Annotated in this window: 14 protein-coding genes; 1 reads left to right on the forward strand and 13 read right to left on the reverse strand. The window is 43.5% G+C overall.

What is annotated here, in order from left to right:
- Positions 1–674 precede the first annotated feature (674 nt).
- From tccC to PTE_RS07585, 12 genes are all read right to left on the reverse strand, one after another.
- Positions 675–3,806, reverse strand: coding sequence for an insecticidal toxin complex protein TccC (gene tccC / locus PTE_RS07540; RefSeq protein WP_036844613.1), 3,132 nt, complete (start codon positions 3,804–3,806; stop codon positions 675–677).
- 135 nt (positions 3,807–3,941) lie between these two features.
- The gene (tccB, locus tag PTE_RS22730) at positions 3,942–8,663 is read right to left on the reverse strand and encodes an insecticidal toxin complex protein TccB (protein WP_051477263.1); all 4,722 of its coding nucleotides are present in this window, start codon (positions 8,661–8,663) and stop codon (positions 3,942–3,944) included.
- A gap of 98 nt (positions 8,664–8,761) precedes the next feature.
- Positions 8,762–11,665, reverse strand: coding sequence for an insecticidal toxin complex protein TccA (tccA, locus tag PTE_RS07550; protein WP_036844616.1), 2,904 nt, complete (start codon positions 11,663–11,665; stop codon positions 8,762–8,764).
- 1,260 nt (positions 11,666–12,925) lie between these two features.
- Complete coding sequence (locus PTE_RS07555) at positions 12,926–13,849, reverse strand: GNAT family N-acetyltransferase (RefSeq protein WP_036844619.1); 924 nt, start codon at positions 13,847–13,849, stop codon at positions 12,926–12,928.
- The gene (locus PTE_RS07560) at positions 13,846–15,117 is read right to left on the reverse strand and encodes a phenylacetate--CoA ligase family protein (protein WP_036844622.1); all 1,272 of its coding nucleotides are present in this window, start codon (positions 15,115–15,117) and stop codon (positions 13,846–13,848) included. Before PTE_RS07560 ends, PTE_RS07555 begins: the two co-directional genes overlap by 4 nt.
- Positions 15,118–15,146: 29 nt before the next feature.
- On the reverse strand, positions 15,147–17,552 hold the full coding sequence (locus tag PTE_RS07565) for an acyl-CoA reductase (protein ID WP_036844625.1): 2,406 nt from the start codon (positions 17,550–17,552) through the stop codon (positions 15,147–15,149).
- Between the two features lies 1 nt (position 17,553).
- The gene (locus PTE_RS07570; protein WP_036844628.1) at positions 17,554–18,684 is read right to left on the reverse strand and encodes a LuxE/PaaK family acyltransferase; all 1,131 of its coding nucleotides are present in this window, start codon (positions 18,682–18,684) and stop codon (positions 17,554–17,556) included.
- Between the two features lie 1,484 nt (positions 18,685–20,168).
- Positions 20,169–20,306, reverse strand: a complete 138-nt coding sequence (locus PTE_RS25615) for a hypothetical protein (RefSeq protein WP_152963768.1) — start codon at positions 20,304–20,306, stop codon at positions 20,169–20,171.
- Positions 20,306–20,452, reverse strand: a complete 147-nt coding sequence (locus tag PTE_RS25620) for a hypothetical protein (protein ID WP_152963769.1) — start codon at positions 20,450–20,452, stop codon at positions 20,306–20,308. Before PTE_RS25620 ends, PTE_RS25615 begins: the two co-directional genes overlap by 1 nt.
- A 518-nt stretch (positions 20,453–20,970) precedes the next feature.
- Positions 20,971–21,081, reverse strand: a complete 111-nt coding sequence (locus PTE_RS26405; protein WP_241826088.1) for a helix-turn-helix domain-containing protein — start codon at positions 21,079–21,081, stop codon at positions 20,971–20,973.
- Between the two features lie 73 nt (positions 21,082–21,154).
- Entirely contained in the window at positions 21,155–21,289 is a 135-nt protein-coding gene (locus PTE_RS26820; RefSeq protein WP_274534095.1) for a hypothetical protein, read from the reverse strand.
- Complete coding sequence (locus tag PTE_RS07585; RefSeq protein WP_036844631.1) at positions 21,282–21,668, reverse strand: type II toxin-antitoxin system RelE/ParE family toxin; 387 nt, start codon at positions 21,666–21,668, stop codon at positions 21,282–21,284. The genes PTE_RS26820 and PTE_RS07585 overlap by 8 nt, the downstream gene beginning before the upstream one ends.
- 547 nt (positions 21,669–22,215) lie before the next feature.
- Between PTE_RS07585 and PTE_RS07590 the strand changes: the two genes are divergently transcribed.
- The gene (locus PTE_RS07590) at positions 22,216–22,560 is read left to right on the forward strand and encodes a hypothetical protein (RefSeq protein ID WP_036844633.1); all 345 of its coding nucleotides are present in this window, start codon (positions 22,216–22,218) and stop codon (positions 22,558–22,560) included.
- A 532-nt stretch (positions 22,561–23,092) separates the two neighbouring features.
- On the opposite strand, the gene PTE_RS07595 is transcribed toward PTE_RS07590, so the two are convergent.
- Positions 23,093–23,794, reverse strand: a complete 702-nt coding sequence (locus tag PTE_RS07595) for a helix-turn-helix transcriptional regulator (protein ID WP_036844635.1) — start codon at positions 23,792–23,794, stop codon at positions 23,093–23,095.
- Between the last annotated feature and the right edge of the window lie 746 nt (positions 23,795–24,540).

A 24,540-nucleotide genomic window follows, 5' to 3' on the forward strand; every position in this document is an offset into this window, starting at 1 on the left:
TAAAGGGGTATCCTTATACCATCAGACTATTTACAGGTTGATTTATGAAGATAAAAGACTTATAAAAACTGCTCAGGATTGCCGGTAAAACGGCGTCAGTAAAGATAAGAAGTGAGTATAATCAACGTTGGTTAAACGTAAAAACACAATATATCATGATGATTAAACTTAATAAAAATCAGGTGTTAAAAGTAGTAAAAAAAACGGTTAAAACCTGATTTTACTGATTAAAACCGGAAGCTAAAAAATGGCTTTTAATAACAATTTAAAACCTACCCATCATAAAACCATCAGGGAAAAAGAATTGGTTTTATTAATGTATATATAACCGTAAAAAGGTCAAATAAGAATATATAACCGGTTAATCAAAAAACATTAACCGATTTTAATAACATTTTCAACTGGAGAATAAACTTTTTTATAAACCCGTTAAATAATCATTCATGAAAAATCGAGATAACAAAATCCATAAATAAATGATTTAACTAAATACGAACCGGGTTACTTGCAGCGTTATTATATTATGCAACTCTTCATTATTAAAACGATCAGATCACTATATTCCATAAAAAAGTGATTTTGATGATGAATACTTTTAATTATATCAGTGCGATAACTGCTCCCGGCCCTGATATCTTCGCCCAGTATTGGGCGAAGATATCCAGCGATGTTTGCTACAAAGAGATAGCTCGTCGCGCAGCGCCAACAGCACTGGTTCCATAGTCTATCGCATTGGCAATCCCTGTAGTGGTCAAGACCCTGCCGCTGATCTGATTACCAATCATACCGGCAACGTTATCTATACCACTGCCGATAGCACTTAGCCCTCTGGAAATCCAACTGTCTCTTCCCATTGTTCTGTGCAGGCCAGTTCCAATGCCACCCGCAAGCCCGCCGAGAGCACTAAATATAGGCTCAAAGACAGGTCTGGCTACAGCAAAATGCACTAATTGTCTGGCTAAACCGGCTACGTGTGGGCTAATAGCCCGCCCTAAGAGCCTACTCAAAAATCCACCTCCAATTATTCGGTTGACCGCCATTTCAGCACCCAGACCCGCAGCAGCACCCACGGCATAATTCGCTAAATGTCCGGCAGGGTTACTGGCAACATCTAAACCAAAACCAATCCAAGAGCCGTAATACGTTCCAATACCTGCATGAATTCCTGCTCTGGTGCTCCCTTGTGTACCCGTGATCATCCCACCAGCCGCACCTCCCGCCGCTGCCGATATTTCATGTGTAAGGGTGGAGGAAGTACCCAGTATGGTATCAATGGTGCCTACCGCACTCCCGGCCCCAATAGCGCCACCTATTCCACGGTCAGCATTATTGATTAATGATCCTATGGCTCCGGTAGCCGCCCCGGCGGCTGATGCAACACCAACACCCTGTGCTCTCGCACCATAAGCGGCGGCTGAACCCGCTCCGGCAGCAACGCCAGCCGCCGCCTGCACTAACGTCGATTTTCCCTGTACGAGACGGGCGAGTAATGCTCCGCCTTTTTCCAGCAGGCTACCCACGTTATATCCCATCAACGCCCCGATCCCTGCCCCTATGGCCGCAACCCCCAGAATGACGGGAATAGCTGCTCCAGCGGTACCGGCAATGGTGGCCGCAAGACCGCCAATCGCAATCCCTCCGGCAATGGCTCTGCCAATTTTTTGTCCCCGTCTCATTGAAGCAGACATGCCTTCATCCGGTTTACGAAACAGAAATGAAGCAAACCAAAATGTATTTCGGTTTCGGTTCGGAGAAGGCGCTAATCCATCGTGGTCAGTCAATGTAATTGGGTTATTCCTTACCATCCGATACAGATTCAATCCATCTACGGTTCCCGCCGGATCCGCATTCAACCACCGCCCCACCCACGGCTGGTAATACCGATAGCCGTAATAATACAGCCCAGTAGCATCCCGCTCTTTACCGGAGTAACGAATAAATTTGTAACTGGCTTCTGTCTGGTTTTTCGCCGCCCATACCGCCGTGCCACCATACGGATAATACTCTTCCTGACTGAGAATCTGCCCCTCGCTATCCAGTTCAAGCTGGCTGGAGCCAAGAAGATTATCGTAGCTGTAACGCACCTGATTGTTGTTGATATCTGCTGGCTTACCGTTTTCCCAGTGCAATACCCTTACCTGCGCGCGACCAGCTTCACCTACCGTAATCACCTGCAAATTTTTGGTTGTTTTATCTGCAACCTGGGTTATGCGTACTTCTAATCCCGGCAGATAAGTCACCCGTTGTACTTGGATACTGTTGCCGGTCTGCTGTTCACTCACTTTTAGCAATCGCATTCCATCACTGCCATAACGATACCATTCCCGGTCACTGGCATCTTTACGGCTCACAGGCGTTACTTGTTGCAATTCCCCTCGGATATTCCAATTCAGGTTTTGCCCTGGCATTAATGTTTTCTGATGACCACCGGAATCAAATAGCGCATCCACCTGGGTTGGATCTGTCGTTAATGTACTCAATACCGCCCGGTTGCTGCGATTTGAAACTATCATGTCTGTGGTGTAATTATTTTGAGTCGCGGGTGAACTGTGTCGGATTTTAACCAAATTACCCCCACGGTCATAAGTATAGGTACGAAGGTAATTGGTATAGGTGCTGTCGTCGGTAGGAACAGGCATGGCTGGTAAGGGAAGTTTGCTGCTTTGCTGGCCGATATTCGCCATTTCACGCCCTGTCGCACTAATAAGCTGATACAGGGAATCATAAACATAGCGGTTCTCCGGCACCACGGTCTGATTACGCCAAAAGCGAGTGGCTTCCGCATCACTATGGATACTGATGACATTCCCCACCGGATCATACTCATAACGCAGATCCTGCAACACTTTGGCTGTTGATTTTCTGTTATCTGCACGTCGGGTGGTGATACCTATCAGACGTTGAGTTTCTGGTTCATAGCTGTACTGCGTAATCACACCATTACCATGCTCTTCACGCAACTTATGACCTGCGGCTGACCAGGTTAAGGATTTAACAATAATCTGCTCACTCTGGCCTTTCACCGTCAACCAGCTACCTTTTAACTGACCAGCAATGTCATAAGCCAGACGTTGAATATTTCCTTTCGCATCGGTTTGAGTGAGTAAAGCGCCAATGGCATTGGTTGTACTTTGCGTCGTATAAACTTCACTTGCCAACATACTCTGCCAGACAGCTTCATCGTCACCGATCCAGTTCGCTTCCTGCCCTTCAGCCAGCAATTGATGAGATTGGGATAAAATGGCACCTGCCAGTGACTGACTCTCCAGCCGGGTAACTCCCGCCGTGTCGTAGTGGCGTATACATTGACCGGAGAGGTTATAGTCTTTCTCCACGGTTGTATTCTCAGCCCAGATAAAGCGCTCTGTTACATGAGGAGTCTCTTCATCGGAAACCCGTTCGCTAACAGACAACAGACGACCGGGCAAAGTGTTGCTTTCATAGAGACGAGTTTGACGAACACCTGTCGCATTAACGGTCATGACCAGACGGCCTTCAACATCATTTAATGAGATGGTGCGACCCGCATCAACACTCTCTGTCCTCAGAGCATTACCAGCCAGATCATGCTGCCAGATAAAATTAGGTTTCACCGAGTCATTGGTCTGTTTTGCATCATATAAGCGTGGGTCAATACTGTGGTTCAGGTGTCCGCGGTTATCATATTGGTGACGAGTGATACGGGTGTCAGTATCACCACTGACCACAGTGCGGTGAAAACCGATATCACGAACGGACAGACCGCGATTATCCAACACACTGACTGTTGGGGTTTGGGTATAAAGAGTAGTATCAGACGTACTCATCATCATATTCCTTTTATTTTGTTTCAAAGCTTCTCTTCCAATGAAATGGAGAAAGATCGCAAGATTGATTTCAGGTATAACGGATGCTCTCCCACCTTGGCATACCAGAGTGGGAGGCATTAGTTAAAAGTTGATTTAAACCAGTGTTTTCTTGACCTGCCCCGCAAAGCTAGCCCCACCATCGCAAGCAGTGTAGTGCACCTGCACCAGTACATCGTCCATATTAGCCAACAGTGACGCCTGCATGTCATCCGCCTTCAGTGTGTTGCCATCAATATGCTCATCCACAGAACGCGGGAAGCTAAGTGTCCATTTGGAAACCGCTCCTGTCCCCTCAAACGACAGATAACGCTCATCTTCCAGACGCAGCTCAAAGCTACCCGCATCATTCAGGCCAGAAGAGAGGGCCACCTGCTGGCTGGCACGCAGATTGGTAACAATATGAGTCGCATCACCCTCTTGATCTGCCGAATTATTGAGGTACTTAACACCACGAATATCCGCCGTGAGCAATGTACTGCTGCTGGTTTGGGTAAGTGTCGCCTTCACATTTTGATATGGCCCTATCAGGGTCGGCAATGTCACCGATACCGTTTTAATCTGGCGTAAATAATGTCCCGGATAGTCGTTGTCAAACAGCTTTTCACTTAATGGAAAGTCGACTTTTCCTTCGGTTTTCAACTTATTGAAACCATCATCACCCAATAGAGACTTGAGTGACACAGTACGGATCACATTAAGACGACGCTCATGACGACCCAAATAAGCCGCTTCCATCTGGTGCAGGTTAAGTTGTAATGCCTCACCCACTTGCAGCCCACGGTAGTGGTCATTCCAAGTACCGGTCTGGATAAAAGTGGCGGCGTAGTCACCCAATTCATACTGCCAGCAAGCCTGAGCGGATAAGCACAGAGAAACCACTGCGTCGTACGCCTGATAGTACAGCGCTGCCAGTTGACCACTCAGCCACTGGTACAGAGTTGCCTGGGTAAAGCGGGTAGTCAGGTAAGTCAGCATGGTCCGAATTTGTACCTGCTGCGCCTTCGCCTGTTGCAGAGAAGTCTGAGCTGCTTTCTCGCGCACCGCCAATGCATCCAGTTGTTTGGTCAATGCCTCCACTTCAGACTGCGCCTGCTGATACTGGATTTGCCACTCTTCACGGCGGCGGCGGTAGTTCTCAGTGGTCGCCAGACGATCAGCTACCACGCTGGTGGCCTGACCGGAAGCCATCAACCCAATAGCAATTGCTTCGGTCACCCCTTCATAACGTGAACCGCCATCGGCCAGACCGAAGATATTCGGAATCACTTTCAACGCCCCACTGGCAGTCTGTACACCAGTGGAAGCGGAAATAAGGGCCTGTGCCGAAGTTTGGGTGTCCATCACCAGTTGTTCCGCACTGGAGATGTTGTTTTGATACAAGGTGTAATAATGGTCATGACGTTGTTGCGCCATCGCCTGGCTGGCTTGCAACGCCAGACGATCCGCCGCCAATCCATCCAACGCCTGTTGTTGCAACGTGATGGCATAGCTGGACATATCCAACAATTGCTGTTGCGCCAACTCTTCCTGACCAGCACGTTCGCTGCGTTCTAACAGACTGAGCAGGTTCTGACCAAAACCGGTCAGCGTGCCGACTGCACTGTAAGCACGTGGCAACATAGCGCTGAAACGGTATGGTGGTACCGTCAACATGGCACCACTGACACCGCTGGTCAAAGTACCAGATTGAGCACGCTGAGCCAGTAGGGCCACGGGGTCGGCAGGCGCAGCATACAACGGCAAGGAAAGCGGCTTGCCATCAACAGTCAGGTTATGACGCAAATTGTATAATCGTGCATCCAGCGTATCCCAGTGGGACAACATCAGGACATTAAGCGGTTCATTAAAGTAACTATTATCTGCCAGTTTCAAGTGGCTAACGTTGCGGCCCGGTAATGCGGGTAAAACGGTATCACTATTAGCCAACTGGTGCTCAAAGTCTCGTAAAGCCGTTTTTTGCCCGGCGGCCAGGATATCCAAGGTTTGTGGTGTCCAAGTGCTACTCAGCGACACATCTGGCCGAGGCCCCAACAATTCAGCGGCCAGGTTGTAATAGACTCGGGCCTGAGTCAGACCATCACGAGTCAATTGGCGATACCACATATCTCCCTGAGCAATCAGGTTGCTGACATAGGCGATAAATACCGCCTTCTGGTATATCACCGGATGGGCATAAGCCTGAGTATCCGGATCGATAGGATCGCCCAAATGACGTGACAGATCGCTGTGTCCTTCAACCAACGGGCGTACATTCCAGTAAGCCGGGGCATTGTGTGGCTTGTTTTTCATCGCCGGGTCAAAGATGTAATGCAAACTCTTTTGTGCCGGCGAAAATTGCTGTTCGTTGGCAAAACGTGTAGCAACCAGAAACGGCAGGTGAAAGAACAACTCCCAGAAATAGAGGCCATTTGAACCGTTAAAATCCATTGGTTCACTTTTGCCGTCAGTCACTAAATCGGCTTCCAGAGAAGGATCTGCCTGCAAAGTATAATCCAACAAACTATCCAACCCTAAATTTGCCTTTTCAATCAAGGTACGCACAAAGGTAGTGTTAAGACGGGTTTTCGCAGGTAATGATGAGGTCCAGAAATCCAGATATTGCACCAGACCACGTTTGCTATCGTAACGGGAAATCAATCGCGGAATGGCATCAGGAGCTTTGCTATCTTGCAACGCAACATACACGTTAAACCACTTACTGACCCAAGAATAGGCTCCTTTTTTCCCTGATGGGCGGTCATAATGATCCCACACGACATTCAAACAAACCTGTAGGTAGTTTTTATTCGGATCGGTGGAAAAATTCGCTTCAGACAGAATATGCGTAGTCGAGTAAGTTGCACTTTTGCTAAGTTCGAAAGTTTGGCTGCTATAGCGTTTGAACAGATTGCTCCCATCTGCCGTCTCAGCATTGATTTCCTGATAGAATTTGCGGTTATCGGCGATTTTACCAAAGTTTTTGACATAAGATAGCGTTGGAAAAGACCCATTCGAATAGAATATTGGTATAAGCTTGTCGGATCTAATGGCATAATTAGTCACATCATAACCGTCAGAAAGGCGCGTCCCATCAGGAATAATGAGCTCCCCACTTTGAGGAATTTCCCCTTTCCAAGCGATATTATAACTATCGTCTGTAGTAATATATTTACGATTATCATCCCAAGAGATGGCATATGAGTTCCAAGAGTCATTGACAGGAGCACACCACCAATACGTCCCCGCCGACAAATTCCCAGTTTTACCAAACCAATCCGGATTGTAGTGAAGCTCCGCATTTTCAAAGGTATAATAATCTCCATCATGATAATTAATATAAAAATAGCCTCCAGGTGCCGTTTGATACGTTAGCCCATAACCAGTCCCAGAATTTCTCTCCTGATCATCATCCCCAAACGCATGACGATTAATAAAATCCCCATTAGTCATGGTTTGGATATGGAGGGTCAAGCCATCTTGATCGATATACACATAGGCACCTGTAGTCCCCTGCTTCAAGTCATCAACTTTACCTACCCAACCCGTCTTTTCAGGATCTTCTGTTGAACCAGCAATAACCTTAGTAATCACATACTTTTTATCATACACCGCAAATTGCAGGCAATTCTGATCATCTGTTTCATCACGGTAAGTACTGAATAAAAAATTCTTACTCAATGGCCTGAGAATATGGCGATTGAAAGCTGAGTCACAATAGAGATAACCATAAATAGCGGGTTTATTTTTCTTATTGTCCCCATCACCTTCAAATTGACGTACAAACACCCCCAACATCAGGCGGCCATACGGGTTACTGTCAGTCTTCTCCGTTGGGTCAATACTAAAATCGGTAGTAGCCAGTAAATTTACATCCCGTGACGTGATGCCACTTTCATTAATCAGCAAACTGGTACGTGATACATCCTTATCATTATCTTCTTTTTGTCGCGTCATCAACGTGGTGGTATTTGGTGCCGTCCAAGTATCATCATAACGTTTATAACCAAATTTTATACTGTAGGCATGCGTCTTATCGATATCTTCACCGTGAGCATCCTTCTGCACCGCTGGGTCACGCTCAACCCAAGCCACATACAGCCGGTCGTTATAAAACACCGGGCGAACCGTGTGCTCCAACACCGTATCACCGGCCAACGGCAAAGTGATTTCCTGCCAATCATTCCAGCAATTCGGTGTTACCGGATTCCCTGCCGGGTCCTGACGGTTTTTACTCAGATCCATCTTGCGCCAGTAATACCGATACGGTTTGGTGGTAGTGCGACCGATAAAATAGTAAGTGGCCTGGTCAAATTTATCCTGGTTAATATAACCACTGAGTACATACAGATTACTCACCGCCTCGAACTCATTGAGGTACGCCAGAACAGCATCTTGAACCCGGTCTGGGTCCAATCGGTTTTGGTTTAAAGTGGTTTCCAGCTTCGAGAAATAATGGCTTTTTTCCTGCCGGGTGATGGGTGAAATGTAGTTTTCAGCGTAATTTCGCACCTCAGCACCAGCAGCCCAGATAGCATACTGATTATCATTGTCACGCCATTCGTTAGCCGTGGAGGGTTCTATCGCCTGACGCCCCGGTTCAGAGCCGTTGACCAGACGAGTCATATATTGCTGTATGCTGGCAATCGCTTGTGCTACTCGGCTAGTCTCAACCTCATCGGCCACTTCCGGGTCAATCAACAAGTATTCGTACAAATCTTCCACGGTCACTGGCTGGCCATCGACGCCTTTCAAGGTTGTCGCCACAAAATTCATATAGCCGGTCACCAGCGCATCACGCTGGGATTCATTCAGTTGTTTTTCCATTGTCGATAACATAATTATCTGCCTTACTTAAATGGCGGTTTAGAATCGGCCTGATTGGGCCATACGGAAAAATCAGATTCACCTATTCAGGTGGCGAACTTCTGCCATACTCAACGGCTACCCTTAACATGAGATACACCGGCCACCAGCGCCTGACCGGTGCTTTGCCAAAGGGCATAATCACTGTCACGGCTCAGGGCATAGCCTTGCTGTTGCTGTGTAACGCCAAGACCAGTCTGGTTTTGTGCCTGTTGCAGACGCAGAAGCGTATCCAGTTGCGATGTAGTTTTGGCAATCCCGCTCAATACCACCCAAGTGGCTTGCAGCTCGTTAGCCTCCCAACCCAACAATGTCGCCAACGTCTGTGCAGCATCAGATTGGCTCAACGGCGTAGCAGCATTGGCCGAACGCAAATAGGCCAGTACATCATTTTCAGTACCACCACCGGCTTTACCCACCTGGAGCAGCAAATCGCCGTAACGACTCAGGGTATAGAGCGTCCACAAACTGATATTTGTCACCGTTTCTGCGGCAGTCCCAAAATAGGCCGGATTATCCAGTAAGGTCTGCACCATTACGGGACTCAGAGTAAATTGTTGGGTCAACAAGGAGCGGCGCACCACTTCACGTAATTGATGCAGATAGTTGGCCGGAATATCGGCGGCTATTTTGACTGTATCTTTCAATGCCCAAGTCGCACTGAGCCACTGATAGGTTGTTTGTCCACTCCAGCGCAGCAACAATGCAGGCAGTGGCTGACTCACGTTTAGCGTCTGCGCCAACAGACTGACAGCAACACCTTGCTCAGTTTGCTGCGCCTGATTCAGCGTATTAGTCAGAGTAGTGATTGCCAGCTTCTTATCTGCATCAGACAGACTTTGTGTATTGACCACAGTTGCTATGACACTTTCTATGCCTGCATCGATCACCAGCCCCACCTTATCGATAAGCGGGCTATGACCTGCCGAGAGCAGAGCAAACCAGTCAATGGCATGACCATTGGTATCAACTAATGGCACGCCACTGCGGGATAACAATGTTGTATCCACAAACGTACTGCCCAGGTTCTGCCACACCTGACGGATAAAATTCAACTGATCGTCAGTGCCTTGCGCGGGAAAAGTGGCATTATCACTCAACAATAAAATCAGGGTTTCAATCGATAAATTGTGCTGCTGTTGCCATTGAACGATAGCGCTTAATGCTTGCAACAAACTCAAAATATCCGCCGCCAAAGGAGAATCTTTTTTCGGTACTGTGATCGTCGGTTTTCCTGCCAGTTGCTGCCAAACTACCCCTGTACCAGCATCCAATCGGTCAGCCAAAGCACAGAAAGCTTCCGGATCTATTCCCAATGTGCGCGCCAGATTAGCCAGACGGTAGAACGCCGACACGGCAAACAGATTACAGTTCAGGGTACTTAGCGTGATATTTCCCTGTTGACGAGCAATATTATCAGCCAACAGCAGGAACTGACGGTGATTGAGGCCCAGTGCAGTGCTGATATGTTTGACACGCGCCCCATCACTACCCGTAGTCGATGTATAGACAAAATCTTGATTATCTACCACCAACGACGTATCAAAGGTGCTGGTGGCATTAAACACCTGATCTAAGAACGGCGTTGCTGGCGTAATGGCAAACGGCGTCACCACGCGCAACCAGCCAGCAAACTGTTTAGCGGTGACACCGTACTGCGCCTGATAATGTTTGAACACTCCTAACATACGCAAGGTGTTATCGTTCATCAGCAAGGCAGTATTCGTCTCTCCTTCAGCATCCATAGCTGAAGTCACCAACAGGTCAACATCCTCATAGGGCAGATTCAACCACTTTTGCAGACGAACCATACGATTGATGCGGTTTAACTTATCATCTGCCAGATTGTTAACCGTCAGAGCAAAATGAGCCTCTTTTCCACTACGACTAAGGGTAATAGCCTCCGGCTTGCCGGCATGAATAAAACGGGCGCCGTATACAAATGGCGTCGCGGTAGTGTCACCCGCGGCGACATTATCAGACTTAATAACCGTAGAACCCCCGACGGTTGAGCACAACATCAGCTCCACTTGGGGTACAGTCAGATTAGTTCGGCTGGTCAGTATGGTCATATCGCTGAAACTGTCCGCGGTAAGCGAACTATCACCATAATTAAGCTGATAGAAATCCTGTCCAACGGTTTCAGTAATGATTTTCTGCTGTTCCGGCGAAAGCTGGCTCGCCATTATTTGCAATCGGGTCAACGCGCCAGCGGTCGCGTCGCTCAATTTTCCTTTTGCCGTTGCCCAGAAATTTTGCGGCAGATCCAAAGTCTGAGGCAGGGTAATATCTTGCAAAGTCGTGTTTAATACCGATTGGGCAGTTTGAATCTGCTGATGACCGTAATGATACGGCAAATTATTCGGGTAATGGGTGGTGGAGAGTTTAGCATTTACCGCTGCCAGATCAGTCAGACTCAGTTTTTTCTGGATGGCCTTGGACAAGATTTCATTGACCAGTTGCAATTGCGGTATTACTTCATTGATTGCCTTATCATTAATTAACAAAGCTCCCAGATCTGGGCGACGCTCCGCCAACGTATTCATAATGGCGCTGGCACCATTCTTTTCCTGTTCAAGGGCCAGTTGATAGATATGAGTCAGATAGGCCACCGGCGCATCGTTCGCTTCCGGTGAACCACTTGGCGCTTTATCTTTCCAACCGGTATCTGCATCCAGAAACTGATTGGCATAATCTGGCCCCGCTACAGAGAACGGACTTCTCAGGCTAACTTGAACAGCCTGGCTAAGAGAATTGCGACGAAAATGGTGCAGTACCTGATGAGCATAACCCACCGCCAGGTCATACATTTTCTCAGCATTGCGCCCGAGATCAGCACGATGCTCACGAATAAAACGCTCACGCGGTATACGTACCACATCAAACACTGAAGCATAACCAAGTTCGGTCAATTTACCGGGCAGGTTGTGGATCTCTTCGGTACGGGAAATCAGGGGGCTGGCGAGTTGATTCATACGAACTCCTGAATTGAGATTTATCATGAGAAACAGGTTTTTTCGTGCAAAAAAATGATCACTATCGCTACGTTCAAGAGAGGTACCAGATTAAACACACACATTAGGACATCAGGTCGTCTGGCCTTCCAAAGACGTCATATACAGCGACAATGTGTGAGGAAAAATATAATAAATCACAAAACTTGCTTACATTAAAAAATAAAATACAAACAATAAAATAACTTTACCTTTATATAACTTTATAAAATAAATATTTACTGATGTTTATGATTAATTTAATAAATAATCAAGAATAGTTCGCAATATCGTACTTTGAACTAAGATAATGCCCGGGATGCCAGAATCTTGATGAATTATCGTTGCAACCGCTATCAATACGATAAAGACTATTGACGTATCTTCATTATTTTCTTAACAATATAGTCTATTTAAGGATAATGAGAGGTGAATGAGTCAAATCCGCCTTTAAAATACCACCTTATTTTGAGTTATTTTTAAACCAAGATTGGTTTATTAAAATATCACATTTAAAGCATGGATAATAAATAAACAGCCATACTCTCACCCTGAAAGAAACAGGAGGTTTTCCATTTATTATAAACGATAAATCATTATCCCTTGAATAACATAATTTTGATTACAACAGGAGTTTTTATGACATTTTATTCCTTTGCATCTACCCCTATTCTTATTTCAGTTTTAGGGTGTATATTATATATACATAATCACGTAAGGAAAGATAACATTAGCAAGCAAATTCAGTATCTATTAATTTTTTCTTCTTTCGTCTGTTTATCTTATCCATTAATCGGTATTTTTATATTCAAATCTTTCAATATATTTGAAGACATTACATTATTTTCTGTAATATCATCAATACTATCGATAGTTATAAATGGAATAATTCTTTATTTATATAGGAAACTAAGACAATGAAATAACTATCACAAAATGAGTTGACAATTATTATGTGAATCTACCATTTGTAATAATTTTTACTCAATTATTTAAAAAACACAAGTATCACTAATACATTTAAAACCAATGGCAACATCAATTTTATATACCAAATGATTTTTGGAAAGCGATGTCGGATTAATAGGATGGTAAAGCAAGTTTTCTCAAATAATAGTCAGATCGTTTTTTGCTACTTAATCACTACCCAATTCAAAGTGCTGACCAAAAGACCAACACTTTGTCATTAATCTGCAACGTTATTCAGGCTCTGACGAGCTTTGCTAATCATTGCAGGAAGAGTTACCCTCCTGCACAAGCAAACATACTTTGCTGGTGTAGATTGTGAGCAAACTGGCAGCTTAAGGTCAGTTCTTTTTTGCTATGTCCCCGAACCAGTAAAGCTTCCCAACGATGATGATGACCGGGCACAAACCCCGTACAAACAAATCCTGCTTGCTGCAAAATTTCCATAGCCTGGAGTGTGCCTTCCCCCACCGGGAGTTTCACATAGACCAGTTTATGAGCCGGTAACTCCGCTACCTCCTTTACCCGCTCAGTTGTCTGCTTTTCCACCCACACTTCCAACCGGCGTCCATGATTGGTCATGCTGATATCGGCATCAACCGGTTCTTCCGGTTGTAAAGGCTCTTGACCAAACACTTGAGTCACCGAATTCAGCCAATTTTGCCAACCTGAAGGCCAGTGTAACTCTGGAAAGGGCCAGCTTTGTAGAGGCAAGCAACCCAGTACGATGCTTTCCGGATGTGTCTGATCAAAGGGTGATGTAACATAATCCGGCAACAACCCCGTGGTATGAAAGCCCAGGTTTTGAGCCAGACGCTGGCTGTGATTATGTGACGATACCTGCTTAATAGTGAGTATGCTTAACCCCATTTCCCTAGCCTGATCACACAAGTATCTCCCCAGTGCAGTAGCAATCCCCTGACCACGCGCCTGTGGGTGCACCGCGATAAGCGCCAGTTCAGCGCTTAACGGACAGTGCTTATCCTGCCATAGTGCTGCATGTCCCAACACTTGCCCATCCTGTACCGCAACGGCAGAATACCAGTGTCTTGCCGCGTTATAGCGACCAAGCATGGTTGGCAAATAGACTTCCGGATAAACATAATCTTCGCCGTAAACAGCCCGAAACAAAGCACTGACACCGGTAGAATCTTCTTCCCGAAATAATCGAATTAATGGTATTCCTGGATTCATGCTCATGCTGCCTTCTCTTCAGCACTATAACCACGATTATCAACCACCCGCATCAACTTACCAGAACGTGGATGGGTGACCATATTTTCCAAGGCGCAGTAAGTGACTTCCACATACAGCAATCCCTGACAACATAACGTTGCCATCGCGGGTTGCGCCACCAGCAACGCCTGATGTACTGCTGTCGCAAGTGGCATCGGTGACGAATCGCTGGCTAACAAGAGTTTTATCTTATCTATACCATCCTGACGGCTCAGTAATAGCTGCCAGGCCAGTATTCCCTCTTGCTGTCGCAGTAAATGAGCAATATGGTCAGGAAAAAGGGATAACGTGGCAACCCGTACCCGGTGAGCACTGCCCGCCCGCCCCTGCAAAGCGAACTTGCGACGTGGCCGCCCGGATTCTTCACACCAACAGGCCAGGTCACCAGTAGGGTAACGGATAACCGGCATCAGACGCCGTTGCAGGTTGGTAACAACCAACATGCCGTTTTGTCCGGACGCGGTAATCGGCTGACCACTGGATTCATCAATGATTTCAACAATCGTCTCCGTATCAAAAACCCGATGTTCACCGTGACCACAATCGGGAGAAGCCGCACCTATGAGACCGGCGTCAACACTGGCACAACCAATTGAGCCAATGCGTGCATTGGGGAATACATGACCCAGTAGTGTCAACTGCTCTGGAAACAGGCTTTCACCACCGTACAACAGGCGCTCAATACCCGTCATGGTCTGGCCGCTCTGCTGCAAGGTACTGGCAAAACGTAACAGTTGCGCCGGCACCCCAGCGAGAACATTAATCCCCAGGCTGACAATCCCATCAGCCAACGCCCGATCATCAACTGAACAAGTAAACGGAAACTCTACCACCGGCACCGGTGAATAGGACAAAGCACCGTGAATAAATAACAGGCTGGTATACAGATCACCGGCAAAAAACAGATTGGCAACACGGTCACCAGGCTGTAGTTGCAGTGCCAACCCTTGACCAAATGCGCGCACAAAAGCACGCCATTCATTGCAACTGAACACCGACAGCCTACCCTCACTGGTAGAGCCACCGGTTTTGAAAACATGACCTCCACTGATAGAACCAGTCAATACCGGCCAGTTTGCCAGTGGTTGCGACTGCTGCCAGTAGTCAGCAGGATCGATTAATGGTAGATCAGTCAACGTCCAACCAGAACGGGGCAGATCACAATAAAGATCCCTAAAGAAGGGAGCATGATTGCGGGCATATTCAACCAAATCGTGTAATGATAATGTCATGATTTACTCAAAAAGTAATATTATGGGTCTCAGGCTCGACTATCCAGCACCAGCGGCGTTTTGCCACTTTGCGGGTGACGGCGAAACTGTCCGGCTGGCGTAGGGATAATTTCCAGTTGAAGCATTCCACCACTGACAACCTGATTCAGCATTCTATGTTGCATAAGATGCCCACGTACTTGGTTAACATCACCATCCGCTAACACATGGATGTATTCGCCACCACCAGCGTGATTCCCTATCAGCCACTGTACCGGAAACGCCAGACTGGCTGACAATTCTGTTGGATTCACAAAAATAGACCCTACCCGTATCAACCCCCCATGGCGACCTACCAATTTAAAGCGCGGTGCCGGCAACCCGCAGGCACAAAGACCGGGTAACCAATGGCCCAAATCGCCCAAATCGTAGCGTTGAATTACCTGCCCTTCCCGCGCCAAAGGCGTGAACACTAACCGACCGGTCTCGCCGGGCTGGATCGGCTGATCACTATCCAGAGCCAATATTTCCAGCCACTGAATATCAGATAACAGATGGAATTCCCCATCGTGGCAACAGGCACAAGCATGGCCCAATGGACCGGCATCAACGGAGCCATAAACTGCCGAGCGGATCACCTGAATACCAAAACTGGATAAAAACTGACGACGCTCTTCACTAATATGCTCGCCACCAGCAAAAATTTTACGCACGCCACCATAGGCACGTAACGCCGCTTCTTCACGTTCAAACAGCTGATACATAGTGCTTGGCATCCCTACCAGCGTATTGACCCCCTGAGTAACAATAAAATGCCTGATTTGGCTAAAATCATCGTTTATCGGGCCTCCCATCGGGTAATGCGGCACGGATAATTTATCCAGAATAGTGAAGAAACTCAGCAGACCACCATACAAATTGCCACCATACAGCAGATTCATTACCCGGTCCTGCGCTGGATCTAAACCGGCGGAAAACAGACCATCCGCTGCTGCCTGCATCTGACTGTGATAATCTCTGTGACTGAACCCCGCCAGTTTCGGCGTACCGCTACTGCCACCGCTGCGGAAAAACAGCTGTGCTTTCGACGTCACCCCATTTTGCTGAAACTTTTCTTTATCCATCACTGGAACCCCGGCCAGTTCTGGAGGATTGACCGCCAATTTATCCAGTGTGACATGGCCCAGTAATTGTTCAGCTTTCAAGCTGACTGAGACACGCCGTGCAAGCCGGGTCAATGCATAAACACCATCATGTGGCTCACCTTCATAGCCGTCGTGCATCGCTCCAGCCTGACATACCCGACTGACACCCGCGGTCAGCAACTGGCGGCTCAACATCGGCAGTTCATGTGTTTCGGCTATCAAAGCACAACTTTGCAAATAGGGCCGCCACGGCAACAAAATTTCCACCAGTTGCGCACGCGGTGCCGGGCGAATTTGCAGGGTACGGTACAATGGCGATGGCACCAGCTCCTGACGTTGCACCCAAGCTACCCGCCACCCATCGCCCTCTTCTACCACACCCGTCAGACCAGCAAAAGTGTGATCTAACTGCAAAAATGCCATCTGGCTGCTGATTTCAGCCGCTTCCTGTATGTCAGGCTGCAAAGCCGGCCATACCGGTGCCCGTCGTACCAACGCAGCAGCCACGGCACTCGCCACCTCCCGCAACACGTTCTCATCCGTGCTGTCTACCAACAAACACTGTGGGCTGGAACAAGCTTGTTGATCAAACCGGCAAACATCATCAGCCAACGCGTCGTAATCAGCATGGTCGGCAGACTGGGGATCCAGATAGGCAAAGCTGATACGATGTCCCCAATCGATCCAGCGGCAACCGGGCCGCAATTGGCTACGGATAGCTGTCAATGCGGTATTACTCCCCCAGGCTGACACAGCATCAGCACACTCCAGCAACGTTGACAGTTGATCAGACGGTAAAGGTAATACGGAGACATAAGGAACCAACTTGCCACTCAGGTCATGGCGCAGGAATTCCGCCAATAACTGTGCATTGAGGCCGTGATCGCTGCTACTGGGGCGTAGCCAGTTAACATTACCTACCAGCAAACTCTCCAGCACAGCCATAAATGGCAGCAACGGAGCATTAGCCGGTGTGATATGCACTACCAGCCCCAGAGGTTGCCAGGTTTCAAAACGAGGCTGTGTATAGTCAAAACGACGCAGGGAAAAGGGTTGTTCGCCCAACTCGTGCCGTAACTTTGCCTCCAGCAAATCACGACGACAAAAGCTGCGTAAAGCTGCGATTGTCGTTGTATCCAGTGCAAGTTCAGAAGAGACAGTATCGAGGCTGTCGGCAAAGCGCCCGGCACAGTCCAATACCTGTTGCACACTTGGGGGGCAAGCCAGCGTATCCGCAAGGTTGCTTTTAAGTTCGGCCAATACAGCGGCGGGCTCCAAGTCAGATATCATCTTGCCATTAACTAAATACATTTCAGGACTCCTTTATCAACTCAGAGGCCGCAATCGCACAGCTGCGGCTTTTACTTGTACCGGCACGACCCAGCAACTCAAACCAGTCGGTAGCCAACCCACAACCACATTCAGCAGCTGAATGCAGCACTGCCAAATCGCTCACCACGATACTGTGTGCCGGGCTAGAGGTGATATAAGGCGATGTCAGATGCAGAAAACCGGGCTTACCATAGGGTTGAACCGCCATATTAGCCGTATCACGAATATAGGCACGGGCATAAGTTGGCACATGAAAATGGTGATGCCGACACTCAACATAAGGCACCGGATGTTCAACCGAACCGTAACCATCCCGGCAACGCTCGTCAGGAATCCCCAGTTGTTCACCCAAACGCTGGTACAACAACGATCTTGGAATAGCTTTATCGGCATGTGTTTTCCAGCCACCCCCTAAAAATACCAGTGACTCAGGATGTAACTGTATCGGCGGCAGGCCCATTTCCTGCATCCGTTCCAGTGCGAACCACAGGAATGCCGGAAAACCCAGCATACGCACCGGCAACCCTTGCACAGCAAACTCCTGCAAGGATCGGATCACACCAAACGGATCAAACTCATTACCTTTTCCATTGTGACGCAGTGCATAACAGACTTGATTCACTGGCGCATATTTACACAGATACTGATCGGTATAGGCGGTTCCCAGAGTAATCGCTCCGGCGGGTTCATAGCTCAACAGCAAATAGTTACAGAGCTGTTGCGGCGTATTCCAGCCGTAATACTCGAAAATGCGCTCAACCATATTCTGGGCCGCCTGTATACTGCGTGTATCGTAACGCATACGGCTTTTCTGACCTGTTGTCCCGGATGAGGTCAATTCCAGCGCATCCTGGCCGGTGGTACTGAGCAGCAACTGATGTTTAAAATAATTAGCGAAAATGGGCGGCAAGCGCGACCAATCGCTCAGTGTTTCCAGTTTTTGATCATTCAGGCCGTTAGCCTTCAACCACTGGTGATAACCGGGGGTGTGTTCACAATGGTACCGCGTCAGCTCGCACATGGCCGCGTCAAACAATTGATCGCAAGCACTATCGGCACGATAAGGATGATCAAGCGCGCAAAGGGCGTCAACATAAGCAAGAGAAGTCAAAAGTCATCTCCAGAAATAAAGAAAGCAGGGAATTTACTCCCTTAAAATAATAAGTAGTTGCTTCATCATTCGGCAAGTCAAAACCTGAATATCCCGCCGCAGAAAAAATAACGATATGTTGAATACAACGACTTAACCAAATGAAAACAAGTCACCATTTTGGGAAATTAATGTTTAAATTTGTTAATTCCTCGAAAAGAAAATAGCAAAATATAACAACGATGATTTAACAAAGGCCAATGTAATAACGAACTTATATTTAATAACCTTATCATCGAATCTAATCATAATTACTTATACGTTAATCGCCCAAAAAACAGTTAAAAACTAACCTATAACATACGAATTTATGAACAATATTTAACATTTAATAAACAAGCAAACATCTGCAATCCCCATGATATTCACACATCATTAGCAGTTAAGGTAATCATCAATAAAGTTATTTATCTAGTAAATATCACCAATAAGGAGAATATCTCTACTATAAATATCACTATTGAATTCAATAGAATAGATTTTTTGTCTTTAACGATTAAGCTATTTCGAGTACAGTATCATATAGTCTATTTCTATCCAGCAATGAAAGATACGCCGAATTACTTACAGCATGATAAGAAACACAGATTCAGAATCTGTATTATCGATATGTAAACACTTAGAAAAAAGTAATTTCTGATATGACTAATACCAATCAAATTTTTTAAAAAACATATCAAACCCATTAAAAAAATCAAAACAAAAAACATATTCCTATACACACGATAGAAATCTGCTATTATTAAATACTTTCCTTACTTTATTAATTTTTCACGTTAAGATTTCTCTATCAACAATTATATCTCCTAAACAAGAAATAAAATATTCCAATAACGGCCAAATAAGAATTGCTAATAAGTTATACCATATATATTCATATTTCAATAAAAAAACAAAAAGTTTTTTATGTTTAAATATTAAAAAAACACGAAATATAATACCTGTACTTTAAACATTATCAATATTTATAACTTTATTTTACAATTTAACCCAGAATTACAATCCTATACTATCAATATAGGAAAAATAACCATGGAAAATTAATTAAGATCTACTTCATCATATAAGTATGACCATTAACTTACATTATCCCATGTAATAATTTCATTGCTTTATAAACAAAGAAATGAAAAATATAAAAATAATCTTACACCACAATAATACAATATTAATTACACACAAATTAAAATTATTCATCTCTCTCAAATGCTTTTCAGTAATAGTATCACACGCTTTTAGCGGAGATAGAAGATCGTCAGCCATTGTTTCAAAGTTCATCCCCTTAAATTTTTCATGAACAAAATTCACTAAATCCTTAGATTCTTCATTATTAAAAACAAGCGAATCATTAAGAAAAAAAACGAATCTGGAAACCTTACCTTTATCTGCTTCAGGAAATATCTCCAGAGGAATCCTCAACCTTTTTTTTGTTACATAATCTGAGTTCAAAATACAGGAGCAAATATCATACGAATAACAATGCCATATTTTTTTCTCATCATCGTAAAAAAACCCTGTCCATCAGGATCACTTAATCTTGCATCATCCATTCTTTTCTTATATTCGTTTATTAATATATTCATTATGATGCGCCCATGTAAATTAACTCCTTTTTAGTGATAAATTTATCCTGATTATTAAGCCGATCGAAAATAAATTTATCCATTGCCATCCGATCCGCCTCTGGTATCAAGTAATACATGATATTGGTATACCAATACCAACCCATTTAGATGTCCTCTCATGTTAACAATGTAATATGATTACGTAATATTTTCGTTGCGAAATCAATATTATTTTTAGCTTAATATGATCACTTATGCGCATTATTAGAATAAAAATTGTGAATTATATCACAAAAAATTTTCTTCAATTTAAGGTGGATTGGTTTTATTATTAATTTAAATCAATATGTTATCATAAATTTATTATACCAACGTATATTAATGCAATTTATCTGCTGGTTTAGGAACGCAAAAAGCCTATTTTGCAAGTTCATATTGCCTTCTGAACGGGAACATTTATCAAGCGTATGATACCCGATTTCCGGTGGCAGATAATAAATATCGGATACTATATGATATAACTGATGCATGCATTTGATGTGATTATATTCTGAGATATTTTAGACATCACATTATAAACATATGAGACATAGTCCACCAAAGAAATAAACTAAAACATACCAATTTCGGGCCAAAGTATTTATGGCGGCTGGCTCTAGTTCACCAGCCCCAAAATCAAAATTCACATTAATACTTCAATTCCTTTTTTTTCAATGATCATGAGCAGCTTTAATGCTGCACCAGTAGGGTGTATTTCATCTCTCTCCCATTTCTGAACGCTATTTGCAGACATATTAATAGCAATAGCTAGTGCTCCTTGACTTATATTGTAATGTTTACGAATTTTTTTATACGATCACCAGTCATTACATCAGAGAAGAGTAATCTTTATTTTCTTTAACCAGTGAGTTAATTTCTCGCATGGTTATGTTCGATACTGTACCAGATTTATGAAAACGTTCAGCCATTTTCTGCATTTTAATAAGTCGGTTATCATTCATCACATATTACCTCTATTAATAAACCATACAATAAGTTATCTTCAATATTTTTATCACTGATATTAAGAAGATCTTTGGCTAGCAACTTATACATTTTCAACAAGTTATCGGGAATTTCTTTTCCCGATTTTGCTACATTTTTTTTAAGCCAACCGTCAATAGAAATCATTTTATCATGATACCTGAATGCAACAACAGAACGAGCGCTACCACTTTTCCCTGCTCTCCCAAAAGCGATTCTTTTTTTAAAAAGATTACCGCCAAGATTAGCGTCTACCAATCCCCCTATTATTTCTCTGGCAGATTGACAAATATCTTTATTAGTCAATAAATTATCTTCCATGAAAACCGAAAAATCATCTGTGGCAAAAATTCTCATTTCCGTAAGCCGAACAAAGTTTTATATAGTAATATTTACCATAGTAAATATTACTATATAAAATACATCCAGTTACGTTTCGTTAGCAGTAGGTGAGACTACATCCATCCAGACTTTCACAAACCAATTTTCATCAGAAATAGTATTTTTCAGGTTCTCACCGGTAATTTCAGTCCGCTAGCCCAAAAATCACCAGCTCGATTTCCTGTAGCATTCAGGTAAAACATAATGACGATATACTTTACATTCCGTATTTTTGCGCTACTATAAAAATATATAATTTTCTCTCCGTGCTTATAAATATAATTAAATTATAAACAATAAATTACCCAGAACATTCATAAAATGTCGTGGCGAATAAATTCTTTAAGAGAAACTTATCCAAATTAAAATAATGAAGTATAAAAATATATTTACTTTGTATCTATTTTAACTGTAACTATCGTCATGACTATTGAATTTATAGCAGTAAAAATAGAAGTTCCAGAGAAATTATGGTTATTTCTATGATTATCAGTAGCTTTATCTATTAGTTCAGGAGCCTAAGATGAAAGAAATTGAGAAAAAAGAAAAAGGTAAAATGCTTGGCGTCAATAGACATTCCTTCTTCGTCGTTAATCTAACCAATAAAATTTTAACAGGTGATGTGTTTTGGAGTAACTCTACAAATACGAGTGCCATAAATGTCAATGGATTATATCCCGCAACAGCTTCACTTCTTCAAGAATTCTATCCTGAAAGCGGGAAAACAGATTATTGGCGATGGACTGAAAAAGGAAGGAGATATCAATTAGATTGTTATGACAATGATACATATGTTACCGTTGTCATTAGCGATTATGGAATTGGTGTATTACCTTCTGGAAGCAGCCCAGACACATGGAAATGGTAGCTTTCTTCCACTAAATTATTTATATAAAAATAATTATGTGGAAAATACAAATTTTAGTCTCTGCCTTAAGATATAAAATAAAGCTGGTTCAATAAAAACTATAATTTTTATTGAACCAGCTTAAAATATGATAACCAGGTATTCCGGTATATAATTCACCTACGTTAACGCCTCATATTTATTTAATAAACCTGATATTAAATCATAATTTCAAGGGAATACTCTTTCATCAATTGCCCCAGATTACCAAATCGTGATTTATCCTGACATTCACAATCGGCGCTCCAGGGCTTGCTTTTCCCAAGAATCGTTCTTGCTTCTGGACTTAAGCAAACAAAATCAACTTTCGGTAAATCCGACAAAAAAACTAAAATTTTTAAGCCTACAGTTTAAATGAAAGCAAAAAATTTAGATAATCATCAGAGCCAACTAAAGCCACAAATATATGTTTGCAACTAAATACTCAATAAAAATAGCTCTCACTCTTGCATTAGATAAATATCCATATAAATTGTTTAATAATAATCATTTATCAAGATAAATAACGCTCAGATAATCCTTCTTTCTCGCCCCATTTTTTTAACAATAATATTCGATCTTGTATATATTTTTCTGGTAACACTTCTAATTTCTCTATTTTTTCTACTTGTAACTTGATAAATTCATGACTAAATTCACACCAAGAAACTAAAAAAAATTCGTTATTGAAAAAAATCGACAATGGACAGGCAGTTTTCACTGTACGTGCATTATTTAAATCAAAGAAAGTTATCACTATCTTTTCTTTATGATATATCGCTTTCCTAATATCAGATAACATCGAGTTATTATCAGTAATTTTACTACAACCTTCTGTTTTTACAAACATTGGCGAACAATATAGTTGAGCACGTTGCTCTTCGGGAAGTACTGCCGCGATCTTAGATATAAAACTATGAGCAGATTTAGCCAAAACAACATCATTTTGCTCGATAACCCATTTGTTACCTAAAACTAAAGCATCAATTTCATCCATTGTAAACATTAAAGGAGGTAACATAAAACCCGGTCTTAATGTATAACCTAAACCTGGCTCACCCTCTATATTCGCTCCCTGACTATTTAGCAAAGCAATATCTCGATAAAGAGTTCGCAAACTTACATTTAAATCGCCAGCCAGTAACTTACCGCTGACAGGATATCTTCTTTGCCTTAAGTATTGCAATAATGCCATGAGTCTTTCAGTTCTTGACATTTCCGTACTCCTCATCTTAATAAAAAATCAAATAGGAAAATCTTTATTAAATAAATAATATTGAGTTACTCACCAACTACCCAATAGAACTATTTACTCTTACTCATTGATTAATGGAACAATGTCAAGACTTCGTTATAAAACTATCAACTGGAAATCCTATATTTAATATATACTTCAATTACCTGAATTAACGAAAATACTATTTACGCCTTTCATAACGACTCTACCCAGTCAAGAATGAATGCTCGATACATTAAACTGAAACGCGGTAGAGATAAGTGTCGAACATCGAATCATAGAGTAAACATTTAAAATATATATAGCACTAATCAATACAAAAAATAAAATTAGCTTTCATAAGTAAACTTACTATGTATTGACAATATAAGAAAACTTAAATGTTAAAGTCAAGTTTTATGCTGCCAGTCAATATGTAAGCAGAAGAAATATGATCTTATTATTCTAACATTTCGCTTCGTAATGTTTATGAAGATGATTTTATTTTATGACTTACAGTAAAGGAGCAATGAAACTAAAAGAAATAGCCAAAATAAGTTTTACCTTCATGTCCATTAGAAAAATAAACATTATTTAGATAAGGTAATTAGTATTTATACCTTTCATCTTTCAAGTTGCTGCTTTGTTGGCTGCTTTCACTCACCCCAGTCACAGAGTTATCTATGCTCCTGGGGATTCGTTCACTTGCCGCCGCGCTGCAACTCGAAATCTATTAGGTATATTTA

The sequence above is a fragment of the Photorhabdus khanii NC19 genome (assembly GCF_000517265.1).
Taxonomy (GTDB): Bacteria; Pseudomonadota; Gammaproteobacteria; order Enterobacterales; family Enterobacteriaceae; genus Photorhabdus; species Photorhabdus khanii.